Annotated in this window: 13 protein-coding genes and 1 pseudogene; 10 read left to right on the forward strand and 4 right to left on the reverse strand. The window is 68.7% G+C overall.

The genetic code is table 11. The features are described from left to right. The first annotated feature begins 63 nt into the window (after nt 1-63). The 3 genes from Q1B08_RS10780 to rfbA all read left to right on the forward strand — a co-directional run bounded on the left by Q1B08_RS10780 (nt 64) and on the right by rfbA (nt 3,171). On the forward strand, nt 64-1,524 hold the full coding sequence (locus tag Q1B08_RS10780; RefSeq protein ID WP_299818157.1) for a sugar transporter: 1,461 nt from the start codon (nt 64-66) through the stop codon (nt 1,522-1,524). An 11-nt stretch (nt 1,525-1,535) separates the two neighbouring features. Beyond that, complete coding sequence (locus Q1B08_RS10785) at nt 1,536-2,195, forward strand: ABC transporter ATP-binding protein (protein WP_299818160.1); 660 nt, start codon at nt 1,536-1,538, stop codon at nt 2,193-2,195. A gap of 100 nt (nt 2,196-2,295) precedes the next feature. Next, entirely contained in the window at nt 2,296-3,171 is an 876-nt protein-coding gene (rfbA, locus tag Q1B08_RS10790) for a glucose-1-phosphate thymidylyltransferase RfbA (protein WP_299818164.1), read from the forward strand. Nucleotides 3,172-3,299: 128 nt separating this feature from the next. Here the strand turns inward: rfbA and choV are convergent, their stop codons facing one another. The 3 genes from choV to choW are packed head-to-tail and all read right to left on the reverse strand — an operon-like array spanning nt 3,300 to nt 5,565. Further along, nucleotides 3,300-4,316, reverse strand: coding sequence for a choline ABC transporter ATP-binding protein (gene choV, locus Q1B08_RS10795; protein ID WP_299818167.1), 1,017 nt, complete (start codon nt 4,314-4,316; stop codon nt 3,300-3,302). Beyond that, nucleotides 4,313-4,735 (reverse strand): GFA family protein, encoded by a 423-nt coding sequence (locus tag Q1B08_RS10800; RefSeq protein ID WP_299818171.1) that lies wholly within the window; start codon nt 4,733-4,735, stop codon nt 4,313-4,315. The genes choV and Q1B08_RS10800 overlap by 4 nt, the downstream gene beginning before the upstream one ends. Continuing rightward, the gene (gene choW, locus Q1B08_RS10805; protein ID WP_299818174.1) at nt 4,732-5,565 is read right to left on the reverse strand and encodes a choline ABC transporter permease subunit; all 834 of its coding nucleotides are present in this window, start codon (nt 5,563-5,565) and stop codon (nt 4,732-4,734) included. The genes Q1B08_RS10800 and choW overlap by 4 nt, the downstream gene beginning before the upstream one ends. Nucleotides 5,566-5,642: 77 nt before the next feature. Here choW and Q1B08_RS10810 point away from each other — a divergent pair. Beyond that, nucleotides 5,643-5,852: pseudogene (locus Q1B08_RS10810) on the forward strand (glutathione S-transferase N-terminal domain-containing protein); the annotation flags it as partial. A gap of 347 nt (nt 5,853-6,199) precedes the next feature. Here the strand turns inward: Q1B08_RS10810 and choX are convergent. After that, nucleotides 6,200-7,129 (reverse strand): choline ABC transporter substrate-binding protein, encoded by a 930-nt coding sequence (gene choX, locus Q1B08_RS10815; protein WP_299818177.1) that lies wholly within the window; start codon nt 7,127-7,129, stop codon nt 6,200-6,202. Nucleotides 7,130-7,216: 87 nt separating this feature from the next. Here choX and betI point away from each other — a divergent pair, with 87 nt between their 5' ends. The 6 genes from betI (at nt 7,217) to Q1B08_RS10845 (ending at nt 13,397) form a co-directional block, all read left to right on the forward strand. Then, on the forward strand, nt 7,217-7,786 hold the full coding sequence (gene betI, locus Q1B08_RS10820) for a transcriptional regulator BetI (protein ID WP_299818180.1): 570 nt from the start codon (nt 7,217-7,219) through the stop codon (nt 7,784-7,786). Next, complete coding sequence (betC, locus tag Q1B08_RS10825) at nt 7,783-9,303, forward strand: choline-sulfatase (protein ID WP_299818183.1); 1,521 nt, start codon at nt 7,783-7,785, stop codon at nt 9,301-9,303. Before betI ends, betC begins: the two co-directional genes overlap by 4 nt. Before the next feature lie 97 nt (nt 9,304-9,400). Beyond that, complete coding sequence (gene betB / locus Q1B08_RS10830) at nt 9,401-10,861, forward strand: betaine-aldehyde dehydrogenase (RefSeq protein ID WP_299818186.1); 1,461 nt, start codon at nt 9,401-9,403, stop codon at nt 10,859-10,861. Continuing rightward, a complete protein-coding gene (betA, locus tag Q1B08_RS10835; RefSeq protein ID WP_299818189.1) occupies nt 10,861-12,507 on the forward strand; it encodes a choline dehydrogenase in 1,647 nt (548 codons plus the stop codon). Before betB ends, betA begins: the two co-directional genes overlap by 1 nt. Before the next feature lie 105 nt (nt 12,508-12,612). Then, entirely contained in the window at nt 12,613-13,068 is a 456-nt protein-coding gene (locus Q1B08_RS10840) for a GFA family protein (RefSeq protein ID WP_299818192.1), read from the forward strand. Then, nucleotides 13,065-13,397, forward strand: a complete 333-nt coding sequence (locus Q1B08_RS10845) for a hypothetical protein (protein WP_299818195.1) — start codon at nt 13,065-13,067, stop codon at nt 13,395-13,397. Before Q1B08_RS10840 ends, Q1B08_RS10845 begins: the two co-directional genes overlap by 4 nt. The last annotated feature ends 1 nt before the right edge of the window (nt 13,398 follow it).

Here is a 13,398-nt window from a genome sequence, read left to right on the forward strand (position 1 = left end):
TCCGGACGAACATCAATCGTGCGCCCGATCCGGGCGACGCCATCCGGCAGGCCACCAGCCCCCATGACAGACCGCGACAGCTCCGCATCCGATCCCGAGAACGTGTCCCCGATCACGTTCGCGTCCGGCGTCGCGCGGCGCCGCACGGCCAGTGACGAGGAGCGCGAGGAACGGCGCATCGCAAGACGCGCGGAGCGGGGCGCCGACCGCGAGGACGACGCCGACGCGCGCGAGGAGCGACGCGCCGCGCGCCGCGCGGAGCGGGACGCCGCGCGCGAAGCCGAGCCCATCGGCGAGGATGAGACGAAGGGCGGCAAGCGCAAGAAGGGCGGCAAGAAGAAACGCAGCGGGAAGCGGAACAAGGCCGACGACGACCGGGTGGTCGAGGTCGCGCCGATGGCGGCGCCTGCGCGGATGCGGCGTCGGCACTGGGGCGTGCTCCTGAGCTTCGTGCTGATCGTCCTCGTGCCCACGACACTCGTCGGCGCGTATCTCTGGACGACGGCGCGCGACCAATACGCTTCAACGGCCGGATTCACCGTCCGGCAGGAGGAGGGGGGCGCGGCGACGGAGCTTCTGACTGGCTTCGCCGCGCAGCTTTCGAGCGGCTCCGCCGGGTCGGATGCGGGCATCCTCTACGAATACATCCAGTCCCAGGCGATGCTGCAGGCCATCGAATCGGAGGTCGGTCTGGTCGAGCACTACGCGCAATACTGGGACGAGGACCCGGTCTTCTCGATCTGGCCCGATCCGACCATCGAAGAGCTCTTGTGGTACTGGTCGCGGATCGTCCGCGTCTCCTACGACCAGACCAGCGGGCAGGTGGAACTTCGCGTCCTCGCCTTCGACCCGGACAAGGCGGTCCGGATCGGGCAGGCCATCCTGCGCGAGAGCCAGCGGCTCGTGAACGAGCTCAACGCGACGGCGCGCGAGGATGCGAGCCGTTTCGCGCGGGAGGATCTCGACGAGGCGCTGGCGCGGCTCAAGAAGGCGCGCGAGGCTCTCACCCTGTTCCGCACCCGCACGCAGATCGTCGATCCCGAGACCGACCTCGCCGGCCGCATGGCCGTCGTGAACACGCTGCAGGCGCAGCTCGCGCAGGCTCTGGTGGACCTCGACATCCTGCGGGAACGGACCAGCGCCACCGATCCGCGCGTCGATCAGTCCGAACGCCAGATCGCCGTCATCCGTGAGCGCATTGCCGCGGAACGGGCCGCCGTCGCGGCCGGGCAGGACGACATCGACGGCGACGACTATCCGACCCTGCTCGCGGAGTACGAAGGGCTGGTCGTGGACCGGGAATTCGCAGAGGAAAGCTACCGTGCCGCGCTGAGCGCGCTCGACATCTCGCGAACGAACGCCAGTCGGCAGACGCGCTACCTCGCGACCTATATCAGCCCGACCCGGCCGCAATCGGCGGAATATCCCCGACGCAGCGTCCTTCTCGCGCTGACGGCGCTGTTCCTGATTCTCGGCTGGTCGATCCTCGTGCTCATCTACTACTCCGTCCGGGACAGCCGCTGAGGATCCCGGCGATGCTCCGGCTCGAGAACCTGTCGAAGAGCTTCTGGTACAAGGGTGTCCGCCGCACGGTCATCTCGAACCTGAACCTCACGCTGCCCGAGGGCCGGTCGCTCGCGCTTCTGGGCGGAAACGGCGCCGGCAAGACGACGCTTCTCGAAATCATCGCGGGCGTGCAGCAGCCTGATACCGGGCGCATCGTCACCGACGGTTCCGTTTCCTGGCCCGTGGGTTTCAGCGGCTCCTTCAACAGCGACATGACCGGGGCGCAGAACACCATCTTCGTCGCGCGCGTCTACGGCGTCGACACGGCGAGCCTCGTGCGCTTCGTCCTCGACTTCTCGGAGCTCGGCACGCAGTTCGACGCACCGGTGCGGACCTATTCTTCGGGCATGAAGGCGCGGTTGAGCTTCGGGCTTTCCATGGGTATCCAGTTCGACACCTACCTCGTGGACGAGACGACGGCGGTGGGCGACGCCAGCTTCAACCGCAAGTCGAAGGCCGTGTTCCGCGAGCGGATCCGCAACGCCAGCGCCATCATGGTCAGCCACCAGACGCGCAAGGTGAAGGATTTCTGCGACGCGGCCCTCGTCCTGCACGAGGGCAAGCTCGAATATTACGACGACCTCGACGAGGGCGTGGCGCGGCACAAGGCGCTGATGGGCGAGGACTGACCGTTCCCCCGTCCGGGGCGCCGGAAACCATGTTGCGCCGCTTCGCTTGCCGGCCCGTTCCCATATCTCTATCGGTCGCGCCAACCGACACGAGGACGACATGACCAGGCGCAAGGGCATCATCCTTGCCGGCGGCTCCGGCACCCGGCTTTATCCGATCACCGCGGGGGTCTCCAAGCAGCTCCTGCCGATCTACGACAAGCCGATGATCTACTATCCGATCTCGGTGCTGATGCTGGCGGGCATCCGCGAGATCGCGATGATCACCACCCCGCAAGACCGCGAGCAGTTCCAGCGCACGCTGGGCGACGGCAGCCTCTGGGGCATCTCGCTCACCTATATCGAGCAGCCCTCGCCCGACGGTCTGGCGCAGGCCTACCTGCTCGCCCGTGACTTCCTCGACGGGGCGCCCTCCGCGATGGTGCTGGGCGACAACGTGTTCTTCGGCCACGGCCTGCCCGAGATCCTGCGGGCGGCGGACGCGCGGACCGACGGCGGGTCGGTCTTCGGCTATCAGGTCGCCGATCCAGAGCGCTATGGCGTGGTTGATTTCGATACGTCGGGGCAGGCCAAGGCGATCATCGAGAAGCCGGAGGTGCCGCCCTCGAACTACGCGGTCACGGGCCTTTACTTCCTCGACGGCACGGCGCCCGACCGCGCCGAGGGGATCGAGCCTTCGGCGCGCGGTGAGCTCGAGATCACGTCGCTTCTGCAGCTCTATCTCGACGACGGGTTGCTGTCGGTGGAACGGATGGGACGCGGCTATGCGTGGCTCGACACCGGCACGCACGAGAGCCTGCTGGATGCGGGCAACTTCGTGCGGACGCTTGAGCGGCGGCAGGGCCTGCAGACCGGCTGCCTGGAGGAGATCGCCTTCGACGCGGGCTGGATCACGCGCGACGACCTGCTGGCACAGGCCGACCGCTACGCGAAGAACCGCTACGGCACCTATCTGCGCCGCATCGCCGGCGCCTAGGGGCGGGAGCGAGACGCCCGCCGGCCCGGCGGTGCCCTTCTGTTGCCGTCCGCCCTCCGCAACATTCGGTTGCGATGCGCGCGGCACTCAGCTCATCGAGCCCGTCAGCCCGTCAGCCCGTCAGCCCGTCAGCGCGCGAGCCGGGCGAGCAGGCTCTGCCGGTCGACGATCCCGATCGGGTGGCCGTCGCGTTCCACCGGGATCGGGCCGTCGCGTCCTGCGCAGAGCTCGATGAGCTCGCGGACGGGCATCTCCGCCGGGATCGCCGGTCCGGCCCCCTCACCGGGCGTGGCCGCATCGGCCGCGGTCAGCACGCCGAGCGGGTTCATGTGCGCGACGAAGTCAGCCACGTATTCGTTCGCGGGCCGGGTGAAGATCTCCGCGGGCGTGCCGCACTGGATGATGCGGCCGCCCTCTAGGATGGCGATGCGCTGGCCGAGCTTGAACGCCTCGTCGAGATCGTGGCTCACGAAGACGATGGTCCGCCGGAGGCGGGATTGCAGCTCCAGGAGCTCGTCCTGCAGACGCGTCCGGATCAGGGGGTCGAGCGCGCTGAACGGCTCGTCCATCAGCAGGATCGGCGCCTCGGTCGCGAAGGCGCGGGCGAGGCCCACGCGCTGCTGCATCCCGCCGGAGAGCTCGCCCACCCTGCGGTCGGCCCATTCCGTCAGCCCCACCAGTTCGAGCTGCCGGTTCACGATCTCGCGCCGCTCCGCCGCCGATCGGCCGGCAAGCTCCAGCCCAAGGCCCACGTTCTCCCGCACCCGCCGCCAGGGCAGGAGGCCGAATTGCTGGAACACCATCGCGACACGTTCCTGCCGGAGCCGGCGCAACTCGCGCGGGCGGGCCTGCGTGACCGAGGCCATCCGGCCGCCGTCGTCGATCCGCACCTCGCCGCGCACGACCGGGTTCAGCCCGTTCACCGCGCGCAGCAGCGTGGACTTCCCGGAGCCCGACAAGCCCATCAGCACGACGATCTCTCCCTCGGCGACGGAGAGGGAGCAGTCGTGGACGCCGAGCACCTGATCCGTCTCCGCCTGCACCTCGGCGCGGGTTCGGCCCTCGTCCATCAGCGGCAGCGCGCGGTCCGGGCGGTCGCCGAAGACGATGGAGACGCGGTCGAACTCGACGGCGGGGCGGCTCATCCGGGCATCTCCTGCCGCGTGTAGGTCAGCACGCCGGCGACGCGCGAATGGCCCACGTCGCTCGGATGCGCCTGACCGTCGTGGACGACGACGAGCGGCAGATCGAAGGGCGAGACGCCGTCGAGGCAGGCGACGTTGACGCCGTATTCGTCCGGGTGCGAGCGGCGACGGTGATGGGTGTAGATGCCGCAGCGGCCGCAGAAGTAGTGCTGCGCCGTCTCCGTGTTGAACCGGTAGAGCGTCAGCACATCCGCCCCCTCGACGATCTCGATCCCGTCCCCCGTCGCGGTCACGGTAACGGCCCCGCGCATCGCGCAGAAGCTGCAATCGCACCGGCGGGCGGTGTGGAGCCCGTCCACGAGGGCGACGCGGAGGCGAACGGCCCCGCAATGGCAGGCGGCATCGCGTGTCTCGGTCATTTGTGCTCCATTCGCAGCATCCGGTCCAGCATGATCGCGACGACGACGATGACGATGCCGCTTTCGAATCCGAGGGACGTGTTCACCTGATTGAGCGCGCGCACGACCGGCACGCCCAGCCCGTCCGCCCCCACCAGCGCGGCGATCACCACCATCGACAGCGACAGCATGATCGTCTGGTTGAGGCCCGTCATGATCTGCGGCAGCGCGTAGGGCAACTCCACCTTCCACAGCGTCTGCTGCGGCGTGGCGCCGAACGCCTCCGCCGCCTCGGTCAGGGCTGCGGGCGTGCTGGAGATGCCCAGGTGCGTGAGCCGGATCGGCGCGGGCAGCACGAAGATCACGGTGGCGATCAGGCCCGGCACCATGCCGATGCCGAAGAACACGATCGCGGGGATCAGGTAGACAAAGGTCGGCAGGGTCTGCATCAGGTCGAGCACCGGCCGCATCCAGGCGTAGAGGCGCGGCCGATGGGCCACCGCGATGCCGATCGGCACGCCGACGCCCATGCAGACGACGCAGGCCGACAGGACGAGCGTCAGGCTTTCCGCCGTCTCCTCCCAATAGCCCTGGTTCAGGACGAAGAGAAAGCCGAGCGCGACGAAGAGCGTGATCCGCCACGAGCGCTGCAACGCCCAGGTCAGCGCCGCGAACGCCCCGATCACGAGAAGCGGGTGTGGCGTCTGGAGGACCCACAGGATCGCCTCGATCATCGCCTCCATCACGAGGGCGAGCGCGTCGAAGAACGGCTGGCCCACGTCCTGCAGCCAGTCGAAGGCGTCGGCAGCCCAGTCGCCCAGCGGGATCTTGTTGTCGGTCAGCCAGTTCATGTGCGTCCGCTCCTTTTGCGTTCCGCGGCCGGACGAATCGTGTCAGCGTTTCGGCAGGCAGACATGGGAAGCCCGCCATGTCCGAATTGATCCTCTACACGAACCCGATGTCGCGCGGGCGCACGGCGCGCTGGATGTTGGAGGAGGTCGGCACGGAATACGAGACCGTGACCGTCGATTTCGCGAGCAAGGGGGCGCTCGATGACGTCAATCCGCTGGACAAGGTCCCGACGCGCGTCCACGGTGGGACCGTCGTGACGGAGATGGCGGCGATTTGCGCTTGTCTCGCGGATGCGTTCGCCTGGGCCGGGCTCGTCCCGCCGCCGGACAGCGCTTTGCGGGGCGCCTGTCATCGCTGGCCCTTTTTCGCGGCCGGGCCCGTCGAGGCGGCGACCACGGATCGCGTCCCCGGTGCCGGGGCGACGCCGGAGCAGGAGCGCACGGTCGGCTACGGCAGCCTCCGTCGGACGCTCGAAGCCACTCTGACAGAGAACGCGCATCCGGTCAGCTTCCGTTTCACGACGGCCGAACCCGATGACGCGCTGTTGCCGCCGGCTACCGGGTCGCGCCGCCGCGTGAGGGCGCGCGCATGGCGATCGCGCGCCGCCCCGACCATGTATCCGGCGGGAAACGATCAGCTCTCGAGCTCGGAGGTGACGGCCTCCATCGCGTCGCCGCCGTCGATCGTAGTGACGCCGTCGAGCCAGACGCCGAGCACATCCTGGTTGGATGCGAGCCAAGCGGTCGCCGCGTCCCGCGGATCTTCTCCGTCGTCCAGGATCCCGCCCATGATCTCGTTCTCCATGGCGAGCGAGAAGCCGAGGTTCTCCAGCAGGCGGCCCACATTCGGGCAATCCTCGACATAGCCGGCGCGGGTGTTGGTGTAGACCGTCGCGCCCCCGAGATCGGGGCCGAAGTAGTCGTCGCCGCCCTGCAGGTAGGTCAGGTCGAAATTGGCGTTCATCGGATGCGGCTCCCAGCCGAGGAACACGATGGGCTCGTCGCGCTTCGTCAGGCGCTCGACCTGGGCCAGCATCCCCTGCTCGGAACTTTCCACGACCTCGAAGTCCGACAACCCGAACGCGTCGTCGTCGATCATCGACTGGATAAGGCGGTTGCCGTCATTTCCCGGCTCGATGCCGTAGATCTTGCCGTCCAGCGCTTCGGCCTGGCTCACGATGTCGCCGAAGGACGCGATGCCGAGCTCCTTGGCGGGCCGGTTGACGGCGAGCGTGTATTTCGCACCTTCGAGGTTGGCACGCACGGTGTCGACGGTCCCGTCCTCGCGATAGGACGCGATGTCGGCCTCCATCGTAGGCATCCAGTTGCCGAGGAACACGTCCACGTCGCCCTCGGCCATCGAGGTGTAGGTGATCGGGACGGACAGGAGCTTCACGTCGGTCTCGTAGCCGAGCGCGTCGAGCAGGACGGTGGTCGCCGCGGTGGTGGCGGTGATGTCGGTCCAGCCGACATCGGCGAAGACGATCTCCTCGCAGGCCTCCTGCGCGTGGGCGAGGCCGGCCGACAAAGCCAGAGCCGAGGCAGTCGTGACGATGCGTTTCATGAGTATCTCCCCATTCGATATTGACGAGGCCGATATATTGATTGATCAGTCAATCAGTATTCGGCCGGGTCTTGATCGGAGTTTGCTGTGCCGCGCAGCGGAATGGAACCCCGACGTAGGGAGGACCTGGTACGCGCCGCGATCTCCGAGATCGCCGCGACCGGGGCGGGCGACGTCACCGTGGCGGGAATCGCCCGCCGCGCGGGCATGTCGCCGGCGCTGGCGCATCATTATTTCGGCTCCAAGGACCGGATGTTGCTGGCCGCGATGCGCCATGTCCTCGCGGTGTTCGCCGCCGAGGCCCGGACCTCGCTCGCCGCCGCGAAAACGCCGCGCGCGCGGCTCGAGGCGATCGTGCGGGCGAGCTTCGCGCCCTCGAACTTCCGCGACGAGGTCGTGGCGGCCTGGCTCAACTTCTACGTCCAGGCGCGGCGCCCCGGCGAGACGCAGCGGCTCCTGCGCGTCTACCAGTCGCGCCTGCGCTCGAACCTCGTCCATGCGCTCCGCCCCCTGACGGACCGGCCGGAGGCGCTGGCCGAGGGGATCGGCGCACTGATCGACGGGCTCTACGTCCGGCAGGGGCTCCGGCCGGGCGATCTCGACAGCGCGGCCTCCACCGCGCTCGTCCTCGACTACATCGACAGGGGGTTGGCATGAGCATGCCCGAAGGCGGGGGGCCGAACATCCTGATCCTCATGGTGGATCAGCTGAACGGCACGCTGTTTCCCGACGGGCCGGCCGACTGGCTGCACACGCCGAACCTGAAGCGGCTCGCCGCGCGGTCGCGGCGGTTCCGGAACTGCTACACCGCTTCGCCGCTCTGCGCGCCGGGGCGGGCCTCGTTCATGTCCGGTCTGCTGCCCAGCCGCACGCGGGTCTACGACAACGCCGCCGAGTTCGCCTCCGACATCCCGACCTACGCGCACCATCTGCGCCGCGCGGGCTGGCGCACCTGCCTGTCGGGCAAGATGCACTTCGTCGGCCCCGACCAGCTGCACGGGTTCGAAACGCGGCTCACGACCGACATCTATCCGGCCGATTTCGGCTGGACCCCGGATTATCGCAAGCCCGGGGAGCGGATCGACTGGTGGTACCACAACATGGGGTCGGTGACCGGTTCGGGCTTGGGCGAGATCACCAACCAGATGGAATACGACGACGAGGTCGCGCATTTCGCCAAGATGTGGCTCTACGACGCCGCACGGAAGCAGGATGCGCGGCCCTGGTGCCTGACGGCGAGCTTCACGCATCCCCATGACCCCTACATCGCCCGCAGGCGGTTCTGGGATCTCTACGAGGATTGCGCGCATCTGCTGCCTGACGTGGGCGAGATGCCCTACGAGGCGCACGACCCGCATTCCAGGCGCATCCTCGACGCCAACGACCGGAGCAACTTCGACGTGACCGAAGCGGACGTCGCGCGCTCCCGCCGGGCCTATTTCGCCAACATCTCCTACCTCGACGAGAAGGTGGGCGAGTTGCTGCAGGTCTTGGAGGATACGCGGCAGGAGGCGATCGTGCTCTTCGTGTCCGACCACGGCGACATGCTCGGCGAGCGGGGGCTGTGGTACAAGATGAGCTTCCTCGAGGGCGCCTCCCGCGTGCCGTTGATGATTGCCGCGCCGGGGCTCGAGCCGGGGCTCGACCTCACGCCGGTCTCCAGCATCGACGTCTGTCCCACGCTCTGCGATCTCGCGGGCGTGGATCTGAGCGAGGTCGAGCCGTGGACCACCGGCGAATCGCTCGTCCCGCTGGGGCAGGGCGGGCGGCGCGAGACGCCCGTGGCGATGGAATACGCGGCCGAGGGAAGCCACGCGCCGCTGGTCGCGCTGCGGCAGGGGCGGTGGAAGTACACCCGCTGCGCGCTCGACCCCGAGCGGCTCTTCGACCTCGACGCCGACCCGCACGAGCTTGCGAATCTCGCGGACGATCCGGCCCATTCCGAAACGCTGGCCGCGTTCCGTGCCGAGGCCGACCGCCGCTGGGACCTCGACCGGTTCGACGCCGAGGTGCGCGAAAGCCAGGCCCGCCGCTGGGTCGTGTACGACGCGCTGCGCCAGGGCGGTTACTATCCGTGGGAGTACCAGCCGCTGCAGGCCGCCTCCAGGCGGTACATGCGCAATCACATGGATCTGAACGTGCTGGAGGACAGCCAGCGCGCGCCGAAGGACTGAACCGGCGGAGCGTGGGGCTGGTCCCGCGCGCTCCGTGGAATATTTTCACCGAGAAGAAGGGCGCGGGTCCGGCAGGGCGGCGTCCGGAGAGTTCACCATGACCAGACCCGATGCGACGCCTGTCGCCAGCCATTTCATCGACGGCGCCTATGCCGAGGATGCGTCCGGCACGCCGATCCCGGTGATCTATCCCGCGACCGGCGAAACCGTCGCGACCGTGCATGCGGCAACGCCGGAAATCCTGGAGCGGGCGCTGACCTCGGCCGAGCGGGCGCAAGCGGAATGGGCGTTGGCCGATCCGGTCGAACGGGGCCGCGTGCTCCGGCGGGCGGCCGACCTGATCCGCGCGCGCAACAGGGAGTTGTCCGTGCTCGAGACGCTCGACACCGGCAAGCCGCTGCAGGAGACGCTGGTGGCCGATGCGACGTCCGGCGCCGACGCGCTCGAGTATTTCGGCGGGCTGGCGGCGGACGTGACCGGGACGTCGATGCGGTTCGGCGGGGACTGGGCCTACACGATCCGCCGGCCGCTCGGCGTTTGCGCGGGCATCGGCGCGTGGAACTATCCGACGCAGATCGCCTGCTGGAAGGCGGCGCCCGCGCTCGCCACCGGCAACGCGATGGTCTTCAAGCCGTCCGAGACGACGCCGCTTTGCGCTCTGAAAGTGGCCGAGATCCTGATCGAGGCGGGGCTGCCCGCCGGTCTCTTCAACGTGGTACAGGGCGCGGGCGAGGTCGGCGCGGCGCTGACGACCGACCCTCGCGTGGCGAAGGTCTCGCTGACGGGGTCCGTGCCGACGGGCCGCAAGGTCGCGGCCGCCGCAGCGGGCGGGATTAAGCATGTCACGATGGAGCTCGGTGGGAAATCCCCGATCCTCGTCTTCGAGGATGCCGACCTGGAGGATGCGGTCTCGGGCGCCATCAACGGGAACTTCTATTCCTCGGGGCAGGTCTGCTCCAACGGGACGCGCGTCTTCGTGCACGAAAGCCTGCACGACGCGTTCCTCGACCGCCTGCGCGCGCGTCTCGGGGGCGTGGTCATGGGCGACCCGCTCGATGAGGCCACGAATTTCGGGCCCATCACGACCGCGGCGCAGGCCAACCTCGTGATGCGCCACATCGCGACGGCGGAGGCCGAGGGCGCGACGGTCGCGATCGGCGGCGCGCGCCTGGATCGCGCGGGCTACTGGATCGAGCCGACCGTGCTGACCGGCCTTTCCGACGACATGACCTGCGTGCGCGAGGAGATCTTCGGCCCCGTCATGTCGGTTCTGACCTTCGCCGACGAGGACGAGGCCGTTGAACGGGCCAACGCGACCGAGTTCGGGCTGAGCGCCGGTCTTTTCACCAGCGACCTCGCGCGCGCGCACCGGGTCGTGGCGCAGCTTCGCGCGGGGACCTGCTGGATCAACCAGTACAACCTGACGCCCGCGGGCATGCCGTTCGGCGGCTCCCGCGCTTCGGGCATCGGACGGGAGAATGCCCGGATGGCGATGGATCACTTCACCGAGGTGCAGACGGTCTATGTCGGCATGGGCCCTGTCGAGAGCGCGTTCTGATGCAGACCGACTATGTCATCGTCGGCGCCGGCAGCGCGGGCTGCGCCATGGCCTACCGGCTCGCCGAAGCGGGGCGTTCGGTCATCGTGCTCGAATTCGGCGGAACCGATGCGGGGCCGCTCATCCAGATGCCGGGTGCGCTCAGCTTTCCGATGAACATGCCGCGCTACGACTGGGGCTACTGGACCGAGCCGGAGCCGCATCTGGGCGGTAGACGACTGGCCTGTCCGCGCGGCAAGGTCTGGGGCGGGTCGAGTTCCATCAACGGAATGGTCTATGTCCGCGGCCATCCGCTCGACTATGCGCATTGGGCGGAGCAAGGGGCGACCGGCTGGGACTTTCCGGACGTGCTGCCCTATTTCAAGCGAATGGAGACCTGGCACGACGGCGGCCATGGCGGCGACCCGGCCTGGCGCGGCACCGACGGGCCGCTGCACGTCACGCGGGGGACGCGGCTCAACCCGCTCTACCGGGCCTTCGTCGAGGCGGGCCGGCAGGCCGGATACGAGGTCACGGGCGACTACAACGGCCAGAAGCAGGAGGGCTTCGGGCCGATGGAGCAGACGGTCTGGAAAGGCCGGCGCTGGTCGGCGGCGAATGCCTACCTTAAGCCCGCCCGCGCGACCGGTCGCTGCCGGCTCGTGCGTGGACTGGCGGAGCGCATCGTCATCCAGGACGGCCGGGCGACCGGCGTGCGCCTCAAGGGCGGACAGCTGCTCGAGGCCGGGCGGGAGGTCATCCTCGCCGCCTCCTCCATCAACTCGCCGAAGCTTCTGATGCTGTCGGGGATCGGGCCGGCCGGGCATCTGGCGGAGCACGGGATCGAGGTCGTCGCGGACCGGCCGGGCGTGGGACAGAACCTGCAGGACCATCTGGAAATGTACATCCAGATGGCCGCGTCGAAGCCGATCACGCTCTTCACCTACTGGAACCTGCTGGGCAAGGCGTGGATCGCGGCCCGTTGGCTGTTCCACCGCAGCGGGCCGGGGGCCACCAACAACTTCGAGAGCGCGGCGTTCATCCGGTCGCGGGCGGGGATCCGCTACCCGGACATCCAGTACCATTTCCTGCCGCTCGCCGTGCGCTACGATGGCAAGATCGCGGCGGAGGGGCACGGCTTCCAGGCGCATGTCGGGCCGATGCGCTCCCGCTCGCGGGGCGACGTGACCCTGCACTCCGCTGATCCCGAAGCGCCGCCGCGCATCCGGTTCAACTACATGGGGCACCCGGAGGACTGGGCGGAGTTCCGCACCTGCATCCGCCTGACGCGGGAGATCTTCGCGCAGGACGCCTTCGCCGATTTCCGGCGTCACGAGATACAGCCGGGCGCGCATGTGCAGAGTGACGACGAGCTCGACGACGCGATCCGTGAACATGTCGAGAGCGCGTACCACCCCTGCGGGACCTGCCGCATGGGCGCGAAGGACGATCCGGGCGCGGTGGTGGATCCGGAATGCCGCGTCATCGGGGTCGAGAACCTGCGGCTGGCGGACAGCTCCATCTTTCCCCGGATCACCAACGGCAACCTCAACGGCCCGTCGATCATGGTCGGTGAGAAGGCGTCGGACCATATCCTCGGACGGTCCCTCCCGCGCGATCCGCAACCGTTCTGGCAGCATCCGCACTGGGAAACCGCACAACGCTGAGGCAATCGACGCCGGACCGCGCATCGTCGCGGCGACCGGCTTGATTCTTTCCGATCGGCGCGGGATCCTGTGCCCGATCGGGGCTGATGACGGGGGGAGACGTCGATGAATCTCGAAGGATCCTGCCATTGCGGCGCCGTGCGGTTCACCGTCGACGCCCCGCATCCGGTTCCGTACCAACGATGCTATTGCTCCATCTGCCGCAAGACGGCGGGCGGCGGGGGCTTCGCCATCAACATCGGCGCGCGGCGCGACACGCTCGACGTGACGGGGCAGGAGAACGTATCGACCTATCAATCGAGCGAGAGCGCCGAACGGGCATTCTGCCGCAATTGCGGCAGCGCGCTGTGGCTCTATTCGCCGTCCTGGTCGGACCTGATCCATCCCCATGCCTCGGCCATCGACACGGACCTGCCGGTGCCGCCGGAGCGGACGCATATGCTGCTCGACTCGCGCGCGAACTGGGCCGAGCCGCAGGTCGCGCCCGGGGACAGGACCTTCGAGGGCTATTCGGAGGAAAGCCTCGCGGCGTGGCACGAGCGGACGGGGCTCGCGCGATGAAGGATCCGTACACGAAAACGCCTTTCTGGCGCCCGTCGGTGGCCGAATGCGAGGCGCTCCGGACGCATCTGCTGGCGGAGCTTCCGGTAGGGCACGCCCTGTGGCCGCCGAGCGACCGGCTTCAGGTCATCGCGCGCGATCGGAACGGGGACAGGATCGTGGTACGGACCGGGATCGCCGTCACGCCGGTCGCGCTCGTTCACATGAGCTGGGCCGGGCGGCCGCCGATGGCCCCGTTTCTGCCGGAGACCGAGTTCTATGCCTCCGACGAAGAGCTGATCGCGGCGGTCCATGATGCCCCCGCGCCGAACGGGGCCCGGCGGGCCTGAC

This window comes from uncultured Jannaschia sp., assembly GCF_947494025.1.
In the GTDB taxonomy this organism is placed as follows: domain Bacteria; phylum Pseudomonadota; class Alphaproteobacteria; order Rhodobacterales; family Rhodobacteraceae; genus Jannaschia.

What these genes read in the sequence shown, in the direction of transcription:
- choW (WP_299818174.1), bottom strand. Translation starts at nt 5,565, where the DNA reads ATGAACTGGCTGACCGACAACAAGATCCCGCTGGGCGACTGGGCTGCC.
- rfbA (WP_299818164.1), top strand. Translation starts at nt 2,296, where the DNA reads ATGACCAGGCGCAAGGGCATCATCCTTGCCGGCGGCTCCGGCACCCGG.
- betC (WP_299818183.1), top strand. Translation starts at nt 7,783, where the DNA reads ATGAGCATGCCCGAAGGCGGGGGGCCGAACATCCTGATCCTCATGGTG.
- betB (WP_299818186.1), top strand. Translation starts at nt 9,401, where the DNA reads ATGACCAGACCCGATGCGACGCCTGTCGCCAGCCATTTCATCGACGGC.
- Q1B08_RS10840 (WP_299818192.1), top strand. Translation starts at nt 12,613, where the DNA reads ATGAATCTCGAAGGATCCTGCCATTGCGGCGCCGTGCGGTTCACCGTC.
- choX (WP_299818177.1), bottom strand. Translation starts at nt 7,129, where the DNA reads ATGAAACGCATCGTCACGACTGCCTCGGCTCTGGCTTTGTCGGCCGGC.
- choV (WP_299818167.1), bottom strand. Translation starts at nt 4,316, where the DNA reads ATGAGCCGCCCCGCCGTCGAGTTCGACCGCGTCTCCATCGTCTTCGGC.
- Q1B08_RS10845 (WP_299818195.1), top strand. Translation starts at nt 13,065, where the DNA reads ATGAAGGATCCGTACACGAAAACGCCTTTCTGGCGCCCGTCGGTGGCC.
- Q1B08_RS10800 (WP_299818171.1), bottom strand. Translation starts at nt 4,735, where the DNA reads ATGACCGAGACACGCGATGCCGCCTGCCATTGCGGGGCCGTTCGCCTC.
- Q1B08_RS10780 (WP_299818157.1), top strand. Translation starts at nt 64, where the DNA reads ATGACAGACCGCGACAGCTCCGCATCCGATCCCGAGAACGTGTCCCCG.
- Q1B08_RS10785 (WP_299818160.1), top strand. Translation starts at nt 1,536, where the DNA reads ATGCTCCGGCTCGAGAACCTGTCGAAGAGCTTCTGGTACAAGGGTGTC.
- betA (WP_299818189.1), top strand. Translation starts at nt 10,861, where the DNA reads ATGCAGACCGACTATGTCATCGTCGGCGCCGGCAGCGCGGGCTGCGCC.